Origin of the sequence: Sandaracinus amylolyticus, from assembly GCF_021631985.1 — a bacterium.
Lineage (GTDB): Bacteria > Myxococcota_A > Polyangia > Polyangiales > Sandaracinaceae > Sandaracinus > Sandaracinus amylolyticus_A.
The window spans coordinates 723,927-743,461 of record NZ_CP070225.1 but is presented as its reverse complement, the minus strand read 5'-3'; the positions used below and the strand labels follow the sequence as shown (position 1 = coordinate 743,461).

The 19,535-nt window shown below is 72.9% G+C and carries 12 protein-coding genes and 1 pseudogene; 10 read left to right on the top strand and 3 right to left on the bottom strand.

The window, feature by feature from the left end; all coding sequences use genetic code 11:
- Positions 1-69: 69 nt before the first annotated feature.
- Positions 70-858, top strand: coding sequence for a hypothetical protein (locus I5071_RS02975; RefSeq protein ID WP_236603850.1), 789 nt, complete (start codon positions 70-72; stop codon positions 856-858).
- Here I5071_RS02975 and I5071_RS02970 read toward each other — a convergent pair whose 3' ends face one another.
- Entirely contained in the window at positions 859-1,521 is a 663-nt protein-coding gene (locus I5071_RS02970; RefSeq protein WP_236603849.1) for a nitroreductase, read from the bottom strand.
- A gap of 113 nt (positions 1,522-1,634) precedes the next feature.
- Between I5071_RS02970 and I5071_RS02965 the strand changes: the two genes are divergently transcribed.
- On the top strand, positions 1,635-2,555 hold the full coding sequence (locus I5071_RS02965) for a serine aminopeptidase domain-containing protein (protein ID WP_236603848.1): 921 nt from the start codon (positions 1,635-1,637) through the stop codon (positions 2,553-2,555).
- A 1-nt stretch (position 2,556) separates the two neighbouring features.
- Here I5071_RS02965 and I5071_RS46570 read toward each other — a convergent pair whose 3' ends face one another.
- Positions 2,557-4,155, bottom strand: coding sequence for a hypothetical protein (locus I5071_RS46570; RefSeq protein ID WP_268921208.1), 1,599 nt, complete (start codon positions 4,153-4,155; stop codon positions 2,557-2,559).
- 90 nt (positions 4,156-4,245) lie between these two features.
- Between I5071_RS46570 and I5071_RS02950 the strand changes: the two genes are divergently transcribed.
- The 4 genes and pseudogenes from I5071_RS02950 to I5071_RS02935 form a co-directional block, all read left to right on the top strand.
- Complete coding sequence (locus I5071_RS02950; protein WP_236603847.1) at positions 4,246-5,064, top strand: hypothetical protein; 819 nt, start codon at positions 4,246-4,248, stop codon at positions 5,062-5,064.
- A gap of 16 nt (positions 5,065-5,080) precedes the next feature.
- Positions 5,081-6,739 carry a serine/threonine-protein kinase gene (locus I5071_RS02945; protein ID WP_236603846.1) on the top strand — a complete coding sequence of 553 codons (1,659 nt, stop codon included), beginning with the start codon at positions 5,081-5,083 and terminating at the stop codon, positions 6,737-6,739.
- A gap of 21 nt (positions 6,740-6,760) precedes the next feature.
- Complete coding sequence (locus I5071_RS02940) at positions 6,761-7,666, top strand: formylglycine-generating enzyme family protein (protein ID WP_236603845.1); 906 nt, start codon at positions 6,761-6,763, stop codon at positions 7,664-7,666.
- A gap of 87 nt (positions 7,667-7,753) precedes the next feature.
- A pseudogene (locus I5071_RS02935) lies at positions 7,754-8,938 on the top strand (sulfatase-like hydrolase/transferase); the annotation flags it as partial.
- A gap of 1,177 nt (positions 8,939-10,115) precedes the next feature.
- Here the strand turns inward: I5071_RS02935 and I5071_RS02930 are convergent.
- Positions 10,116-11,096, bottom strand: a complete 981-nt coding sequence (locus I5071_RS02930) for a LysR family transcriptional regulator (protein ID WP_236603844.1) — start codon at positions 11,094-11,096, stop codon at positions 10,116-10,118.
- Positions 11,097-11,195: 99 nt separating this feature from the next.
- Between I5071_RS02930 and I5071_RS02925 the strand changes: the two genes are divergently transcribed.
- The 4 genes from I5071_RS02925 to I5071_RS02910 all read left to right on the top strand — a co-directional run bounded on the left by I5071_RS02925 (position 11,196) and on the right by I5071_RS02910 (position 19,534).
- Positions 11,196-12,068, top strand: a complete 873-nt coding sequence (locus tag I5071_RS02925) for an NmrA family NAD(P)-binding protein (protein ID WP_236603843.1) — start codon at positions 11,196-11,198, stop codon at positions 12,066-12,068.
- 265 nt (positions 12,069-12,333) lie between these two features.
- Positions 12,334-14,706, top strand: a complete 2,373-nt coding sequence (locus I5071_RS02920; RefSeq protein WP_236603842.1) for a 3-hydroxyacyl-CoA dehydrogenase/enoyl-CoA hydratase family protein — start codon at positions 12,334-12,336, stop codon at positions 14,704-14,706.
- Between the two features lie 180 nt (positions 14,707-14,886).
- Positions 14,887-18,018, top strand: coding sequence for a MopE-related protein (locus I5071_RS02915; RefSeq protein WP_236603841.1), 3,132 nt, complete (start codon positions 14,887-14,889; stop codon positions 18,016-18,018).
- Positions 18,019-18,217: 199 nt separating this feature from the next.
- Positions 18,218-19,534 carry a MopE-related protein gene (locus tag I5071_RS02910; RefSeq protein WP_236603840.1) on the top strand — a complete coding sequence of 439 codons (1,317 nt, stop codon included), beginning with the start codon at positions 18,218-18,220 and terminating at the stop codon, positions 19,532-19,534.
- The last annotated feature ends 1 nt before the right edge of the window (position 19,535 follow it).

Genomic DNA, 19,535 nt, shown 5'->3' with positions numbered 1-19,535 from the left:
GAGCCCGGGACCGATCCCCGGCAACATCCCCCTTCCCTCGCCCCTCGCGCCATGACACGAGAAGCGACGATGAGCTCCGAGCAAGCCCCTCCCGCACCGAGCTCCGAGACCGACTCCCGCCCGACCCCGGGGTCGCGCCCGCCGGAGAGCGCTGCGCGCCTCTCCGAGCTTCCACCTGCGGAGGGCGCCGAGCGCCTCGCGTCGCGTCTGCTCGATCCCGACGAGCTCGAGTTCGTGCGCGCGCTGCGCAACGCGGGCGTCGCGAAGGATCTGCAGGGCGACGAGCTGCTGCGCGTCGCGACGGCGATCGGCGACGGCGATCCGATCGCGCGCCGCATCGATCTGCTCGAGGCCTACTACGGGGCGAGCGGCGACGATCGTGTCGCGCGCACGCGCCGCCTCGCGGATCGGCTCTTCGTGCAGCGCGCGAACGATCCCGTCACCGCGGGCGCGCTGGTGACGCGCCTCGCGTCGATCGCGCCCGAGCTCGGCACCGTGAAGATGGAGCGCATCGGCTCGAGCGCGGACGCGCCGCTCGTGCTGCGCGCGGGCGAGCACTTCGTGGCGCTCCTCGACGACTACGAGGAGTCGCTCGACACCGACGAGATCGATCTGCGCGAGCTCGAGGAGCGCCGACGCCGCGGGCACACGACGATGGTCACGGTGCGCGGCCTCGTGCGCGCGGTGAACGTGCTGCTCGATCGCCACGGCGTGCGCGACCGGCTCGTCGCGCTGAGCAGCGACGACGACCGCGAGGTCTACATCGCGACGAGCGTCACCGAGGCGATCGAGCTCGCGCGCGGCGGATGGCTCGACGACGAGAACGTCGAGGACGTGATGGAGCTCGGCGGCTGGTGATCACCGCTCGACGAAGCTGACGTTCGCATCGAGCGGGGCGCGCGTGGTGCGGCACGCGTTCGCAGCCGCCTGCTCGTCCTCGTAGCCCATCGCGATCCCGAAGAGGATCTGCACGTCGTCGCCGACTCCGAGCTCCTTGCGCGCGACGTCGGGGTACGTCGCGAGCGCGGCCTGCGCGCACGTCGAGACGCCCTCGGACGTCGCGAGCAGGAGCACCGACTGCAGCCAGCAGCCCACGTCGAGCGCGGCGTAGAGCCCGAAGCGGCGATCGATCCCGACGATCGCGACGTGCGGCGCGTCGAACGCGACGAAGTTCCGCATCCACGCGCCCTGGCGCCCGACCCCGTCGTCGCGCGCGACGCCCATCGCCTCGTAGAGCGCCTTGCCGCACTGCCTGCGGTGCGTGCCGTAGGGCTCGGGGTACTCGCCCGGGTGCGCGACGTCGGGCTCGGGCATGCGCGTCTTCGCGGCCTCGACCAGCCCCGACACGAGCCGCACGCGCGCCTCGCCCGACGCGAGCCACACGCGCCACGGCTGGATGTTGCACCACGAGGGCGTCTGCTGCGCGCGCGCGAAGATCGAGGCGAGCGTCTCGCGCGGCACGTCGCGCGGGAGGAACGCACGGACGCTGCGGCGAAGGGAGAGCGCGGTGTCGAGCTGCATCGTGCGCGCAGCGTGGGGAGGACGTGCGCTCGCGTCCAGGCGCTTGACGCAGAGCGCGTCGCGCCGCAATGTCACCATTGGTGACATGACCGTTCACCATTGGAGGTGACCCCGTGCCGGCGCCTACCCTCGATTCGATCTCGAACGTTCGTCCCGGCGCGCGCGACGAGAGCACCGCGCGCAGCTACGCGATCACGCTGAGCGCGCCCGACGGCGCACCGATCGCGGCCGATCTCGTGATGCCGCTCGAAGAGCCGCGCGGCGCGCTGCTCGTCGCGCCCGCGATGGGCGTGAAGCGCCGCTACTACGCCGGGTTCGCGAAGCACCTCGCGTCGCACCACGGCCTCGCGTCGATCACCATCGACTACCGCGGCATCGGCGGCTCGCGCGCGACGCCGCTGCACGCGACGCGCGCCGCGCTGACCGACTGGGGCGAGCTCGATCTCGCGGCGGGCACCGACGAGGTCGCGCGTCGCTTCGGCGGGCTGCCCACGCACTACGTCGGTCACAGCGTCGGCGGTCAGCTCATGGGCTTCGTGCCCGACGCGCCGTTCGAGCGCGCGCTCTTCGTCGGCAGCCAGAGCGGCTACTGGGGCCACTGGGACGGCATGCACCGCGCGGGCATGGCGATGCTCTGGCACGCGGTGATCCCCGCGAGCCTCGCCACGCTCGGGTACCTTCCGGGCAAGGCGCTGGGCGGTGGCGAGGACGTGCCCGGCGGCGTCGCACGGCAGTGGGCGACGTGGGGTCGCGATCCCGAGTACCTCGGGGTGAGCGCGCGCGAGCGCGACGGCGCGTGGTTCTCGCTGTGGCGTGGACGGCTGCGCGCGTATGCGATCAGCGACGACGGCTATGCGCCCGAGCGCGCGGTGCGGGCGCTGGTCGGCATGTACCGCAACGCCGAGAGCGAGGTACGGGTGATCCGTCCGCGCGAGCTCGGCGTGCGCGAGATCGGGCACTTCGGGTTCTTCCGATCGCGCTTCGCTGCGAGCCTCTGGGAGGACGCCGGGCGGTATCTCGCCGACGGCGTCTGACTCACGGCATCGCGGTGGTCACGCCGCCTTCGGGCGAGAGCGTCGCGCCTTCACGATCGATCGACACCGCGCGCAGGTGGATGCGACCACCGCCGCCTCCTCCGCCCCCGCTGTTGTCGAGGCCGGAGGAGGAGGCGCTCGCGCCCGCTTCCCCGTCGATGCGCGTGCCCGCGGCTCCGTCGCCGCCCGACGTGCCCTCGCCCGCGCCGTTGCCACCATTCGCCTCGTTCGAGCCGAAGCGCCCGGACTGACCGCCGTTGCCCTCGGCGTTCACGTTCGCGCCTGCGCCGCCGCCTCCGCCGTTCGCGGCGAGCACGCCGTCGACGTCGATCTCGAGCGCCTCGAGCAGGATCGCGCCGCCCGCGCCGCCGCCGCCTCCGCCGTCGTCGCTGTGGCCACCGCGCCCGCCGCCGCCACCGGCGTTGATGCCGCCGCGCGCGCCGATGCGGATGCGCGCCGCGGAGATCTGCACCGCGCCGCCGCCACCACCGCCGACCCCGCCCGCGTCACCGCCGCCGCCGAAGCCCCCGCCCGAGCCGCCGACCAGCGGGACGAGCGTGCTCTGTCCGAACACGCGCCCCGCTGCCCCGCCCACGACGCCACCTCGCGCGCCACCCGCGCCGCCGCGACCGGCGTGCGCGCCGCCGCCACCGCCGACGTCCTCGCGCGCGATGTCGGCGAGCCCACCGCCCGGTCCTGCGCCGCTGCGCGTGAGCGCGGTGCCGCCTCCGAACCCACCGGCCCCTGCCGCTTCGGGGCTCGTTCGTCCGCCGCGCGCGTCGATCACGCCATCGACGACCGCCTCGCCCGCGACCGCGAAGACCAGCGCGGCGGATCCGACGACGCGCACGTCCGCGCCTTCTTCGACGTGCAGCGAGCGCACGACGAGCACGCGCAGATCGGGCGCGGTGCCGAGCTGCGGCACCAGGCGATCCTCGAGCCCCGCGGGGCGGCGATCGGCGGAGTCCGAGGCGCGCACGATGGTGGCTGCGTCGGTGTCGATCACGGTCGTGCCATCGGCGGCGCGGAGCACGAGATCCACGGTGCCCGCGACCAGCGTGTCGCCAGGGATGTTGGAAGGGACGAGCGGAGGCTCGCTCGCGTCGATCTCGACACCGGCATCGAGCAACGGAGTCGCATCGGGAGCCCCGGAGTCCCACTCCGCAGCACCAGAGTCCGTCTCCGGAGCACCGGAGTCCGGCGACTGGCACCCTCCGCCGCCGCACGCGCTGGAGTCACACGCGGCGACCGGCGTGCGCTCGTCGAGCACCACCAGCACGCGGGGATCGCCCGCGGGGAGGCTCACCTGCACGCACCCTTCGGCGAAGATCACGCACTCTTCGTCGAGCGCGCGCCCGCGGAACCCGTAGGTTCCGCGGCCCAGCAGCGGCGGCGGCATCCCGGACGCGCCGTCGCGCAGGACGTCGCGATAGATCACGTCGCCGGTGCATCCGCCTCGATGCACCGTCGCTTCGATCGTCGCGACGCGCGCCGCGAGATCGGGAGACGCCATCTGGAGCTCCCAACTGCCGTCGTGCGGATCTGCCGTGCAACACGCGAGCACGGCACCCCCGAGCGCGAGCGCAGAGCGACGCAGCATGTGCTCGATCTGTCGTCCTCTCGTGCGATGCGAGCAATCAGGGATCGCCCGGACACACGGTGCGCGCGCCGCGTCCTACGGTGAGCGCATATGGCGGTGCGACGAGACTCGTGGGTGGGGTGGGCGCTCGCGATCGTGTGGATGATCGGACTGCCCTGCTCCGCCCGAGCGAGCGAGTCGCTGCGTGCCGGGATCGCCGCGGCGCACGAGGCGGAGTTCGAGCGCGCGCTCGGCGCGCTCGAGCGAGCGGAGTCCGAGACCCTCGCGCGCGACGAGCTCGTGACGCTCTACGAGCAGCGCGCGCTGGTGCGATTCGCGCTCGGCGACGCGCGGGGCGCGGAGCGCGATCTGACGCTGCTCGCGGCGCTGGAGCCCAATCGTGTGCTCGACGGACGGGCTCCACCTCGACTGCGCGCAGTGTTCGAGCAGGCGCGCGCGTCGCTCGGAGGACGGGTATCGCTCGACGTCGCCGTGGCGCGCACCGAGGGCTCGGCGCGCGTGCACGCGACGCTGATCCGTGCGCCCGCCGGCCTGGTGCGAGAGGTGGTGATCTCGTATCGCCTGGGCGCGAGCGGAGCGTGGCAGTCGGCGCGCGGCGACGAAGTCGTGATCGATGCGCCCGACGCGGCGGAGATCTCGCTGTTCGTGATCGCGCGCGGCGCAGGAGGCGCGGTGATCGCGGAGGACGGATCCGAGCGCGCACCACGACGCGTCGTGGGCACGGTGTCGCCGGAGATCGCACGATCCGAGCCGGACGAGGCGCCCTCCGACGACACCTGGTTGCACTGGGGAATCGGGCTCGGCGCAGGCGGCGCCGTCGCGCTCGCCGTCGCGCTCGGAGTCGGGATCGCAGCATCGCAGTCCACTTCCGATCAGACCGCGTTCACCGGTCCGACGTTGCGGCCTTGAGCGAGAGGAGACATCGATGGCGGTCGTCGTCCCGCTCTTTCGAGAGGAGCAGTCCGGAGAGATCACCCGTCCGCCGCGCGAGGAGCGCCGATCGCTGGGTCGATATCGACTCCGCTTCGAGCTCGCGCAGGGCGGGATGGCGACCGTCTATCTCGCGCACACCCGCGGACCGATGGGCGTCGGCAAGGTCGTCGCGATCAAGGTCATCCACCCGCACCTCGCGCGCGAGCAGGAGTTCGTCGAGATGTTCCTCGACGAGGCGCGCCTCGCGGCGACGATCAACCACCCCAACGTCTGCGGCGTGATCGACTTCGGCGAAGCCGACGGGACGTACTACATGGCGATGGAGTACCTGCAGGGCGAGCCGCTCGCGCGGATCCATCGCGCCCTGAAGCGAGACGAGCAGGCGCCGCTCGAGGCACTGCCGCTCTTCGCCGCACGTCTGGTCGCCGACGCCGCGGAGGGGCTGCACGCGGCGCACGAGCTCGTCGACGTGACCGGGAGACCGCTCGGCGTGATCCACCGCGACGTGTCCCCCTCGAACGTGTTCGTCACCTACGACGGCGCGGTGCGGGTGGTCGATTTCGGGATCGCACGCGCGGAGAATCGAATCCATCACACCGCGACCGGCACCGTGAAAGGCAAGTTCGCCTACATGGCGCCGGAGCAGATGCGCGGGCAGTCGGTCGATCGTCGCGCCGACGTCTGGGCCCTCGGCGTGCTGCTGTGGGAGACGATCGCGCTGCGCCGCCTCTTCCGACGCGGATCGGATCCCGAGACGGTGTTCGCCGTCGCACAGGACCCGGTGCCGCGGCTCACCGACGTGCGCCCCGGGACCCCGGCGATGCTCGATCGCATCGTGCAGCGCGCGCTCTCGCGCGAGGTGGACGAGCGCTATCCGACGGCGCGCGCGATGGCGCAGGAGCTCGAGCAATTCATCGCGAAGCACGGCGGGCCCTTCGGGATCGCCGACGCGTCGTCGTGGATGCACGCGCTCTTCGCGAAGGCGATGACGCGCAAGACGCAGCTGGTGCAGCTCACGGCGCAGACCGACGCGCCGGTGCCCGCGGCGCCGCTGCACGACGAGCTCGATCAGGAGAGCGCATCGCTGCGCGTGCTCTCGGTGCCGGAGATGACCGCGGTCGATCTCACCCCGCGAGGCGCTCAGTCGAGGGCGCGTCCCATCGCGGCGGGGGCGATCGCGGCGCTCGCGCTCGGGCTGGCGCTGATCGCGTTCACCACGCTGGGTGAGGAGCGTGCCAGTCCGGAATCCGGACTGGCACCCTCGGCGCCGGCCGAGCCGCCACGAATCGAGGCACCGGCGCCGGAGATCGTGGTGGCGCCGCCCGCGCCGACTCCCACCGTCCCGCCCGAGACGCCTGCCGCGCCCGAGCCTCCGGCGCCGCGCGCGTCACACGCCCGTCTCGCCCGCATCGCGACCTCGGTGAGCGCGCCCGCGGGCCCGCCGGGCCGGGTCGCCGTCGTGACGATCGGGGCGTGGGCGGACGTGTACTTCCGTGGCGCGCGCCTCGGGCAGACGCCGGGGACGTTCTCGCTGCCTCCCGGCCGCCACACGCTCGAGCTGAGGCCGCTCGGCAGCGGCAGCCGGCGCGTGCCGGTCGTGGTGCGCTCGGGCGAGACGGCGCGCATTCGAGTGGAGCTCTCCGGCGATTGATCGCGATACCATCGCGGCCGCGTGAGCGATGGGAGCGCTGCTGTTCGCGCGAGCACGAGCCTCGCGTGCCTCGTGTGCGTCGCGATCGCGGGGTGCGGTCCCTCGCGCAGCGCCGCGCGCGCGGATCCCGAGACGCCGCGGTCGCCGCGCGGTCCGGCGCCGGTCGGGATGGTCGCGATCCCCGGGGGGCGCGTGCACGTGGGCAGCGACGAGGGGCTCGCGCTCGAGGCGCCGGTCTTCGTCGCGGACGTCGCGCCCTTCTGGCTCGATGCCGAGGAGGTGAGCGTCGCGCGCTTCGCGCGCTTCGTCGCCGAGACCCGACACGTGACCGACGCCGAGCGCCACGGCGACGGCAGCGTCTTCGATCTCGCGCACGGCACGTGGCACCTCGCGTCCGGCGCGAGCTGGCGCGCGCCGCTCGGTCCCTCCGCGCCCCGAGCATCGCCCGATCATCCGGTCACCCAGGTCTCGTGGAACGACGCCGACGCGTTCTGTCGCTGGACCGGTGCGCGCCTCCCGACCGAGATCGAGTGGGAGCACGCCGCGCGTCGCGCCTCGCTCGAGCTGCGCGCGCGCGACGGCGCGTGGCGCGCGAACGTGTGGCAGGGCCCGTTTCCCGCGCGCAACGTTCTCGAGGACGGTTTCGCGCTGCACGCGCCGATCGGCTCGTTCGGACGCGACGCGCTCGGGCTCACCGATCTGCTCGGCAACGTGTGGGAGTGGACCTCGAGCTGGCTCGTGCCCTACCCGCTCCACGACGACGACGATTTCGCGCCGGGCCCGGGCTCGCAGCGCGTGCTGCGCGGAGGCTCGTTCCTCTGCGCCGAGGACGCGTGCCACGGCCATCGCGTCTCGGCGCGCATGGGCGCGACGCCCGAGAGCGCGCTCGAGCACGTCGGATTCCGCTGCGCGCGCGACGAGGAGTGACCCCCGTTGCGCCTCGCCTCGCTCCTCGCGCTCTCGCTGCTGGTCGTTCCGATCGCGCACGCGCAGCCGACCGACCCTCCGAACGTCGTGCTGATCCTCGGCGACGATCTCGGCTGGGGCGATCTCGGCGTGCACGGACAGTCGCGGATCCAGACCCCGCGCATCGACGCGCTCGCGCGCGAAGGCATGCGCTTCACGACGGCCTACGCCGGCGCGCCGGTGTGCGCGCCCTCGCGCTGCGTGCTCATGACGGGCCTGCACGCAGGGCACTGCCCGGTCGGCGCGAACCAGTACCCCAACGGCACGCTGCGCATCGACGAGGTCACGATCGCCGATCTGCTGCGAGGCGCGGGCTACCACACCGCGATCGCCGGCAAGTGGGGCCTCGGGGGCGAGCTCGCGGACGGCACCGCGCACCAGGCGCTCGTCGGGCCGTGGGCGATGGGCTTCGATCGATCGCTGGTCGTGCTCGATCAGTACCTCGCCGCCGAGCACTGGCCCGAGTGGCTCTGGGTCGACGGCGAGCGCGTGCCGCTCGAGGGAAACGTCGAGGACGGCCGCGCGCGCTGGGCGCCCGAGCTCTTCGTCGAGGAGACGACGCGGGAGATCGATCGTGCGGCGCAGCGAGGTCAGCCCTTCTTCGTCGTGCTCGCGACGACGCTCCCGCATCGCGAGATCGTCGCGCCCGACGACGGGCCCTACGCCGACGCGCCGTGGCCCGACGTCGATCGTGCGTACGCCGCGCTGGTCACGCGCTTCGACGATCACGTCGGGCGCGTGGTCGATCACGTCGATGCGCTCGGCCTCGCGTCGCGCACGCTGATCCTCGTCGCGAGCGACAACGGTCCCGCGACGACCGACGGGCACCACGCCGCGTTCTTCGCGTCGAGCGGTCCGTTCCGCGGCGGCAAGCGCGATCTCACCGAGGGCGGCATCCGCGTGCCGCTGATCGCGCGCTGGCCCGGCGTGGTCCCGGCGGGCGTGGTGCGCGACGTCCCGGTGGGGCTCGTGGATCTGCTGCCGACGCTCGGCGAGCTCGCGGGCGTGGGCGCGCCCTCGGTGGTCGACGGGACGTCGATCGCGCGCGTGCTCGTCGGGCAGGACGCGCGCGTCGACGATCGCGATCTGATCTGGACGTGCGACGAGGCGGCCGGCGGGCCCGGCGAGATCGCATCGCGCGTCGCGGTGCGCCGGGGATCGATGAAGCTGATCGAGCGCGTCGACGGTGCGCTCGAGCTCTACGATCTCGCGCGCGATCCCGGCGAACGGATCGATCTCGCAGACGCTCGCCCCGTCGAGGTGCGCGCGCTGCACGACGTCGCCGAGGCCGAGACGCTCGGTGCGACGCCGCGCGTCGATCCGGTGCTGCGCGTCGTCGGCGAGGGCGTGCACGACGAAGGCGCGATCCCGACTCCACGCGCACGACCGGTGCTCTGGGCGCGCTTCGACGGCGCGCCCGCGAGGCTCGACTCGCCCGCGATCCCGCTGCGCGGTCCAGCGCGCGAGGGTCGCCTCGTTCGTGGCGCGCACCTCGTCGCGGGCCCGCACCCCGCGCTCGCGTTCGGCGCGTCGAGCCTCACCGTCGAGGCCTCGATGCGTCTGCTGCCGGCGCCCGAAGCGCCGCGCTGGCTCGTCGTCGCGAAGCCCGCGGGACGCGACGATCGCTTCGTCGACTGGGCCGTGCTCGCGCGCGCGGGATCGCTCGACGGCGTGCGCTGGATGGACGATCACGGCGCCGAGCGCGGCCTCGCGATCGTGTTCGGCGATCGCACCCCGCGCCGCGGCGCGTGGGGCGTGCGCAGCTCGCTGGTGATCGACGACGAGCACACCCACCGCATCGCGGTGCGCGTCGATCACGCCGCGCGCCGGGTGCGCTTCGAGCTCGACGATCGCCACGAGGAGATCGCGATCCCCGCGCGGCGCCACGTCGTCGGCGACGGCCTGATCCACGTCGGCGCGCATCCCACCGAGCACGGCGCGCTCGACGGTGCGCTCGAGGGCGAGCTCGACGAGCTGCGCATCTCACGAGGTGTCGGCGAGCCGGCGCACGACGAGCTCGCGGAGGCGGTGCTCGATCTCGGGCGCGTCGTGGTCGGCGGACCCGCGATCACCCGTCGCGTGCGCATCGTCGACGCGTCGCGCGAGCAGGCCCGCGCGATGGAAGGCCACGTCGAGCCGACGCACCTGGACGACACGCGCCTCGAGGTGCACGCGCCGCGCTTCTCGGGCCTCGTGAACGGCGCGGGGCGGGGCGAGATCGTGGTGACGCTCCGGCCCGATCACGTCGGCGCGCTGCACGATCAGCGCGTCACGATCGTCGCCACGGTCGCGCGCATCGGCACGCCCGCGCGTCGCTCTCCGCTGGTGCTGCGCATCCGCGGCGAGGTCGTGCCGCAGCGCGCGCTCGACGGTGGCGTCGGCGAAGCGCCGCGCGTCGCGAGCTGCGCGGTCATGCGCGCGTCGTCGCACCGCGGCGTCGTGCCCGCCCTCGCGGTGCTGTGGGCGCTCGCGGCGGCGAGAGCTCGCGCGCGGCGGCGGCGATCGCGTTGCGCATCCATGCATGCGCGGGATCGCGGTGCGAGCGCTCGTGCCACACCGCCACGAGCGTGAAGCGAGGCAGCGGCAGCGGCGGCTCGATCACCTCGAGCGCGAACGCATCGGCGATGCGCGCGGCGAGCCGCGAGGGGAGCGTCACCACGAGGTCGCTCTCCGAGACGATCGCCGGCGCGCCGAGGAAGCTCGGCACCATCACCACCACGCGCCGGTTGCGCCCGATGCGCGCGAGCGCGTCGTCGACGACGCCTCCGCGTGTGCCGTGCGGCGCGATGAACACGTGGCCCATCTCGGCGAAGCGATCGACCGTCCAGGGCTCGTCGAGCACCGGGTGATCGGCGCGCACGAGGCACGAGAACCCGTCGTCGAAGAGGCGCCTCTGCTCGAGCGAGGGAGCCACGCCCGAGCTCGAGCTCGCGACGATCACGAGGTCGAGCTTCCCCGACGCGAGCGCCTCGCCGGAGTCCTCGGGCACCGGTCGCACCACGATGTCGATCCCGGGCGCCTCGCGCGCGAGCACGCGGAGGAGCGAGGGCAAGAGGACGAGCTCGCCGTAGTCCGCGGTGCCGATGGTGAACGCGCGGCGCGTGGTCGTGGGATCGAAGCGCTCGCCCGCCAGCGTGCGCCGGATGTCGGCGAGGATCGCGCGCACCGCGGGCCCGAGCGCCTCGGCGCGAGGCGTGGGCACGAGCGCCGCGCCGCTGCGCACGAGCAGCGGATCGCTCGCGAGCTCGCGCAGCCTCGCGAGCGCATGGCTCGTGGCGGGTTGGCTCAGCCCGAGGCGACGCGCCGCACGCGTGACGCTGCGCTCCTCGAGCAGGGCGTCGAGCGCGACCAGCAGGTTCAGGTCGATCGCCGCGAGATTCGTCTCGTGCATGATGTTCATCCATAGCATCGATGCGACGAATGACGGCCCGGGCCGCAGAACGACCTCCGGGTGGCGCGGAGAGGCCGCGCCGCCGAGGAGGAACGAGCCATGTTCGTCGTCGCAGGAGTCACCGGTCACGTCGGCGGGGTCATCGCGGAGACGCTGCTCGCAGCAGAGCGGAAGGTGCGCGTGATCGTGCGCAGCGAGGACAAGGGCGCGCCCTGGCGCGCGAAGGGCGCGGAGGTCGCGCTCGCATCGCTCGACGACGACGCCGCGGTCGCGCGCGCGCTCGAGGGCGCGGAGGGCGCGTTCCTGCTGCTCCCGCCCGACTACGCGTCGAACGACAACATCCGGGAGAAGGCGGAGATGACCGCGGCGCTCGGCCGCGCGATCACCCGCGCGAAGGTGCCGCACGTCGTGTTCCTGTCGTCGATCGGCGCGCAGCACACGAAGGGCACGGGCCCGATCCGCACGGTGCACCACGCCGAGCGCGAGCTCGGGCGCATCGCGACGACTCGCTTCACGTGGCTTCGCCCCGCGTACTTCGTCGAGAACGTCGGCAGCCTGATCGGCGCGGTGAAGGGACAGGGCGTGCTGCCGAGCACGTTCGATCCGACGAAGCGCATCCCGATGATCGCGACGCGCGACATCGGCGAGGCGGGCGCGAAGGCGCTGCTCGAGGGACCGGCCGAGGGACGCGCGGCGATCGTGGAGCTCGCAGGGCCGCGCGACGTGTCGTTCGACGACGTCGCGAAGGAGCTGAGCGCGCTGCTGGGGCGCGAGATCAAGACGGTGCGCGTTCCGCGCGAGGCGGTCGCGGGCGCGCTGCAGCAGGCGGGGATGACGCCCGATCTCGCGGGGCTCTACGCGGAGATGAGCGCGGGCGTGGACGACGGGACGGTGGACTACGAGGGACATGGCGCGCGGTTCGCGCGTGGGCGGGTGGAAGCGAAGGAGGTGCTCCGCGCGCTGGTCGGGTGAGGACGCGCGAGCTCCGCTCGCGGCCAATGAACGACAGCCGCGAGTACCAACCCCGCCGCTCGCCTCGTGCGCCGGAGCGTCTTTGACGCACTGCGTGAAACCGCCTTGCAAGCACCCCGAAATGCGCGGATGTTCTCGCCCCCGGCCGCGCCGTTTCGCGCGGGCGGGACCCCGATTGTTTGCTGCTCCGCGGCCTCGGCGCCGCGGAGCTATTTGGTGGTTCGCCGCCTCATCGGCGGCGAAGCTTTCGAGGAGGTCACGGACGATGGCGAAGGCGATCCGGCGGGTGGCGGTGCTCGGCTCCGGCGTGATGGGGAGCGGCATCGCGGCGCACATGGCGAACGCGGGGCTCGAGGTGCTGCTGCTCGACATCGTGCCGAAGGACACGCCCAAGGACGCGCCCAAGGCGAAGCGCGACGCGATCCCTGCAGGCGCCCTCGCCGCGACCCTCAAGACGCGCCCCGCCGCGTTCTTCCACCCCTCGAGCGCGAAGCTCGTCAGCGTCGGCAACCTCGAGGACGACCTCGAGAAGGCCGGTCAGTGCGACCTGATCGTCGAGGCGATCATCGAGCGCCTCGACATCAAGCGCGCCCTCTTCGAGCGCCTCGAGAAGGTCGTCCAGCCGCACACGATCGTGGCGTCGAACACGTCGGGCCTGCGGATCCACGACATGGTCGAAGGGCGCAGCCAGCAGTTCAAGAAGAACTTCCTGGTCATGCACTTCTTCAACCCGGTCCGTTACATGAAGCTCCTCGAGCTCGTGGCGGGCCCGGAGACCGATCCCGCGTCGATGGAGCGCATCGCACGCTTCGGTCGCGACAAGCTCGGCAAGGGCATCGTCGTCGGCAAGGACACGCCGAACTTCGTGGGCAACCGCATCGGCGTGCACAGCATGATGACGACGATCCACCTCATGCTCGAGGAAGGCCTCAAGCCGGAGGACGTCGACAACATCACCGGCAGCCCGATGGGCCACCCGCGCAGCGCGTCGTTCGGCACCGCGGATCTCGTCGGCCTCGACACCTTCGTCCACGTCGCCGACAACTGCTTCAAGGCGCTGCCGGAGGACGAAGAGCGCAAGGTCTTCGAGGTCCCCGGCTTCATCCGCCAGATGGTCGAGAAGAAGCTCCTCGGCAACAAGACCAAGGCCGGCTTCTACCGCCGCGGCAAGAGCAAGGCGGAGAGCGAGGCGATCGATCCCGCGACGATCGAGTACCGCCCGAAGGATGGCGACGAGGAGATCGCGAAGGCCACCAAGAAGATCGCGAAGATCGAGGACCCGAAGGAGCGCGTGCGCGCGCTCGTCGCGGACCAGGGCAAGGCCGGCGCGTTCGCGTGGAAGGTGCTCGCGCGCGCCCTCGCGTACTCGGCGCGCCGCATCGGCGAGATCACGGACGACGTGGTCGCGATCGATGACTCGATGCGCTGGGGATACAACTGGGAGCTCGGTCCCTTCGAGACGTGGGATGCGCTCGGCTTCGTCGAGACGACCGACCGCATGGTGAAGGACGGCGTCGCGCTGCCGAAGTCGATCCTCGACATGAAGGCGAAGGGCGCGAAGGGCTTCTACCGCGAGGACGGCGCGGTGTGGGATCTCGCGAAGGGCGCGTACGTGGCGCGCGCGAAGGATCCCCGCGAGGTCACGCTGCCGCAGCTCCGCAAGGGCAGCGCGCCGGTGCTGCAGAACGCGGGCGCGGAGGCGTGGGACCTCGGTGACGGCGTGCTCGGCGTCACCTTCAAGACGAAGGCGAACAGCATCGATCCCGACGTGATCTCGATGCTGCACGAGGCGTCGGCGAAGGCGGAGGACAGCTTCCGCGCGATGGTGATCGTCAACCAGGGCGAGCACTTCTGCGTCGGCGCGAACCTGTTCGGCGTCGTGATGGCGGCGCAGCAGGGCGCGTGGGACCAGCTGCGCACGATGGTGAAGGGGTACCAGCAGGCCACGCAGCGCATGAAGTACGCGGCGGTGCCGGTGGTCGCGGCGCCCTACGGCATGACGCTGGGCGGCGGTCTCGAGCTCTGCTTCGGCTGCGACGCGGTGCAGGCGGCGGCGGAGACCTACTCGGGCCTCGTCGAGGTCGGCGTCGGCCTGCTGCCGGGCGGCGCGGGCAACCTGAACATGCTGTGGCGCGCGCTCGAGGGCCTGGTGCAGGGCGCGAACGTGGACACCTACGCAATTGTGACTCAGGTGTTCAAGAACATCGCCCTGGCGAGCGTCGCGACGAGCGCGGTCGAGGCGCAGCAGTTCGGCTACTTCCGCAAGACCGACGGCGTGTCGTTCGATCGTGCGCGCCAGCTGCACGAGGCGAAGCAGCGCGCGATCGGCCTCGCGGAGAGCGGCTACCACGCGCCGACGCCGCGCGCGTACGTGCTCCCCGGCGAGAACGGCATCGCGACGCTGCGCATGATGGTCGACACGCTGGTCGCGGGCGGCCACGCGAGCGAGCACGACGCGAAGATCGCGACGAAGGTCGCGGAGGTCCTTTGCGGCGGCGCGGCGGGCCACACCCACGAGGTCACGGAGCAGGAGATCCTGGACCTCGAGTGCGAGGCGTTCCTCAGCCTCTGCGGCGAGCCGAAGAGCCAGGAGCGCATGCAGTACATGCTGATGAACAACAAGCCCCTGCGTAACTGACGCGGGTCCCCGCACGATCGGGGCACAGAGAGGGCGGTCGTCCGCACGGGTTCTCCCGCGCGGGCTGCCGCCCTCGGCGTTTCGTGCGGTCGGATCCGCTCGGGCCCCCTTATTCCAGTGGACGCGCTCCTGTAGCCTCGGAGCATGCGCCCGTCTCGCACAGGGGAACCGACGCTGGCGATGCCCGCGCTCGCCGGCTTCGTCGCGCTGCTCGCGCTCGCCGCTTGCGAGCCCGCTCCGGTCGCCCCCGGCGACGACGGCGGTCCACCCGGACGCTGCGAGCAGCACGAGCAGTGCGACGACGAGGTGTTCTGCAACGGCGCCGAGCGCTGCGCGCCCGACGATCCCGCTGCCGACGCGCGCGGCTGCGTCCCCGCGGAGGATCCCTGCCTCGAGAGCCAGACCTGCGACGAGGCCGGCGCGCGCTGCACGAGCGACTGCGCGATCGCGACCGACGCCGACGGTGACGGCGCCGATGCGGTCGACTGCGGCGGCGACGACTGCGACGACTCCGACGCGACCACCTTCCCCGGCAACACCGAGGTCTGCGACGTCGACGGTCACGACGAGGACTGCGATCTCACGACGTTCGGTGATCGTGATCTCGACTCCGACGGTCGCGTCGACGCGCGCTGCTGCAACGCGCTCGGCAGCGAGACCGAGCGCTGCGGCGACGACTGCGACGACGCGCGCCGCGGCGTGTACCCGACCGCCTCCGAGGTCTGCGATCACGTCGACAACGACTGCGACGGCGAGCTCGACGAGACCGTCGGCGTGCCCGGGTTCATCGACGCCGACGCCGACGGGCACGGCGACGCCGAGCGCCCCGTCGTGGGCTGCCTCGGCGACGTCGGGTTCGTCGAGACCGCGGGCGACTGCGACGACACGAGCCCCGAGGTGAGCCCCTCGCTCGGCGAGGCGTGCGACGGCATCGACAACGACTGCGATCCCGCGACGCGCGACGCGTTCGACGCGAGCGCGCAGCCCTGGTACCGCGACGCCGACGGCGATGGCTACGGCGAGCAGCGCTCCGCGCCGATCGTGAGCTGCAGCGCGCCCGGTGGGCCCGTCGCGTACAGCCTCGCGAGCGGCGACTGCAGCGACTTCGACGCGTCGGTCTCGCCCGCCTCTCCCGAGCAGTGCAACGGTCGCGACGACAACTGCGATGGCCGCGCGAACTTCGCCATCACACCGGGCGACTTCGAGGACGACGACGGCGACGGCGTGGCCGACCTCGCGTGCGGCGGCACCGACTGCGACGATCGCGACTGGCGCACCGCGCCCTCGGCGCCCGAGCTCGCCGATGGTCGCGACAACGACTGCGACGGCGAGATCGACGAGGCCGCCGACCCGACCCGCTGGTACCTCGACGACGACGGAGACGGCTTCGGCGACGACCTCGTGTCGGTCGTCAGCGCCGAGCCGGTCGCGGGGCACGTGCAGCGCGGCGGCGACTGCGTGCCCTACGAGCCCGGCATCTTCCCGGGCGCCGTCGAAACCTGCGACGGGCTCGATCAGGACTGCGACGGCGCGATCGACGAAGGCCTGCTCGTGATGCTCTTCCCCGATGCCGACGGCGACGGCTCGGGCGACGCGCGACGCCCCGCGGTGTCGGCGTGCGAGGGTGTCGCCGGGCTCGTGAACGACGCGAGCGACTGCGACGACAGCGATCCTCGCGCGCGGCCCGGCGCGCCCGACGTGTGCGGCGATCTCGCGGACTCCGACTGCGACGGGCGCGTCGACGACGGCGACTGCGTGCGCAGCGGCGTGCTGAGCTTCCTGGCGGTGTCCGACGGGCACCTCGAGCCCGCGTTCGCGGCCGACGTCACGACGTACACGCTGCGGCTGCCGTTCACCGCGCCCGACGTGCGCGTCGTCCCGCACTGCGCGGGCGAGGTCGCGGGCGCGTGCGCGCGCGTCGACGGAGCGAGCCTCACGCACGGCCAGGCGTCGGCGTGGATCGCAGGCGCCGATGGGAGCACGCACTCGGTCGTCGGGCCCGACGGCACCGTCTACACGATCACGTTCGCGCGTCCCGGCTGCACGCTGCGCTACGTGCGACCGAGCACGCCGGTCGCGGGCATGGAGTTCGGCAGCTCGCTCGGCGCCGACCATGCGGAGCTCCTCGTGGGCGCGCGCCTCGCAGCGAGCGCGGGCGGGACGGCACGCGCGGGCGCGGCGTACGTGTTCGCGATCACGAGCACGGGCGCGCGGCAGGTCACGCGGCTCGCACCGGCCGAGCAGGATCAGGACGACTTCTTCGGCGGCCAGGTCGCGCTCTGCGGCGACGATCTCTACGTCACGGCGATCGGCGACGACGCGGCGATCGGCATGCCGCTCACCGACGACAGCGCGTCGAACGAGGGCACGCTGCACCACTACCACCGCAGCGCAGGGCGCTGGCAGTGGGCGCACGCGCTGCGCGCGAGCACGTCGGGCACGGAGCTCGGTCGTGCCGTCGCGTGCGATCGCGAGCGGGGCACGGTCGTGGTCTCGTCGCGCTCGGCGCACGTGCACGTGTTCGATCCGCGCGTGGGCGCGACCCCGATCACGACGTGGCGCGGCAACCCGAGCCCGCTCTTCGGCGCGAGCGCGGCCATCTCGAGCGGGCGGATCGTCATCGGCGAGATGTGGACCGGCAACAACATGGGCAACGCGGTCGCCTACGATCGTGATCCCGGCGCGAGCACGTACAGCGAGTCGCAGCGCACCGCGAGCTTCGGCGTCGGCCCCTGGGACAACTACGCCGAGACGCTCGCGCTCGATGGCGCGACGCTCGTCGTCCACAGCAAGGACGAGTCGGCGGTCGCAGGCGTGAGCGGACCGACCAACCCCGGCGCCGGCACGCCGCACGCCGCGTGCTCGACGTCGGAGGAGAAGGACTACGGCGCGCTCTACGTGTACCAGCGCGGCGCGACCCGCTTCGATCTCACGCACTACATCAAGAGCCCGGCGCCGTTCTGTCAGGACCGGTTCGGCAGCGCGGTCGCCATCCGCGACGACCTGCTGCTCGTCGGCGCACCGAGCGAGGACACGGTCGGCACCGGCGTGAGCCTCTCTTCGCGCGCGAACCGGACCGGGCCGGTCGACGGTGGCGGCGTGTACCTCTACGCGCGTCGCCACGGCACCTGGCTGCTCGTCGCGCACGTGAAGGGCGCGACGGTCGACGCGGCCGATCGCGGCGGCAGCGAGGTCGCGCTCGGCGAGCGCTTCCTCGCGTTCTCGGCGCCCGGAGACGACTCGGGCAGCGCGACCGATCCCACCGACGGAAGCGCGGCCGACGCAGGGGCGGTGTGGCTCTGCTCGTGGTGAGTGACTGCAGGAGTGCTCGTCCCGCGGGCCCCGGACGGGAGCGCGCTTGGCGCGCGAACGGTAGGGGCCTGCGGGCGAGCCGATGTTTCGACGGGCTCGCGAGCGTGATCTCGAGTCGGGTCGCAAGACGGGAACCCCCTGGAGCGGCTCGGGGCTTCTCCCGACTTCTCGCGGCGAGGGCGCGTGTAGCAATCGACTCATGCTGCATCGCCTCACGCGCTCTCGTCGGTGGTCGCTCTCGTTCCTCGCTCTCCTGCTCGTCGCCTGCGGCGACGACGTCGCTCCACTCGACGACGTCGACGCCGCGATCCCCGACGCCGGCGCGCCGATCGATGCGCGCATCCCCGACGACGCGAACGACGCGCCCGATGCGCGCCCGCGCGCGTGCACGCCGGGCGCCGTCGAGGCCTGCTACGAAGGGCCCTCGGGCACGCGCGACGTCGGCGCGTGCATCGCGGGCACGCACACCTGCGCGATCGACGGCAGCGGCTTCGGGCCCTGCACCGGACAGACGCTGCCGAGCGCCGAGGACTGCGGCACCGCGATCGACGACGACTGCGACGGCACCACGAACGAGAGCGAGGCGGGCTGCGTGTGCACGCCCGGCACGTCGACGTCGTGTTACGGCGGGCCCGCGGGCACCGAGGGAGTGGGCGCGTGCGTCGCGGGCACGCGCGCGTGCGCCGCGGATGGCCGCTCGTACGTCGAGGAGTGCGTGGGCCAGGTGCAGCCCACCAGCGAGACCTGCGAGAACGCGATCGACGACGACTGCGATGGATCGGTGAACGAAGAGGGCGAGGGCTGCGCGTGTCAGCCGCGATCGACGCGCCCCTGCTACGCCGGGCCCGCGGGCACCGAAGGCGTCGCCGCGTGCGCGGCGGGCACGCAGGAGTGCCTCCTCGACGGCTCCGGCTACGGCGAGTGCATCGGCGACGTGCTGCCCGAGCCCGAGACCTGCGCCAACGCGATCGACGACGACTGCGACGGCGCGATCAACGAGGAGGGCGACGGGTGCGTCTGCGCGCCCGGCTCGACGAGCCCTTGTTACACCGGACCTCCGGGCACCCAGGGCGTCGGCGTGTGCAGCGCAGGGACGCAGACGTGCAACGAGCTCGGCACCACGTACGGCGCGTGCGTGGGCGAGACGTCGCCCGCCGCGAGCGAGAGCTGCGGCGATGGCGACGACGACGACTGCGACGGCGTGCCCGACGACGGATGCGGCGTGAGCTACACGACCGTCCGCCCGATGCTCGAGGCGCTCTGCGGCCCCTGCCACACCACCGGCAGCGCGTCCGCGCTCAACGTGCGCGACTACGCGTCGACGCAGATCGCCGCGGGCAGCTGCGCCGGGCTCACGCAGGGCGCGTGCATGATGGTGCGCGTGCAGAACGGCACGATGCCGCGCGGCGGTGGATGCACCGGCGATCCCGCGCTCGACGTCGGGCGCCCAGCGTGCCTCGACGCCGACGATCAGGCCGCGCTCCAGGCGTGGATCACGGGCGGGCAGCTGCCCTGAT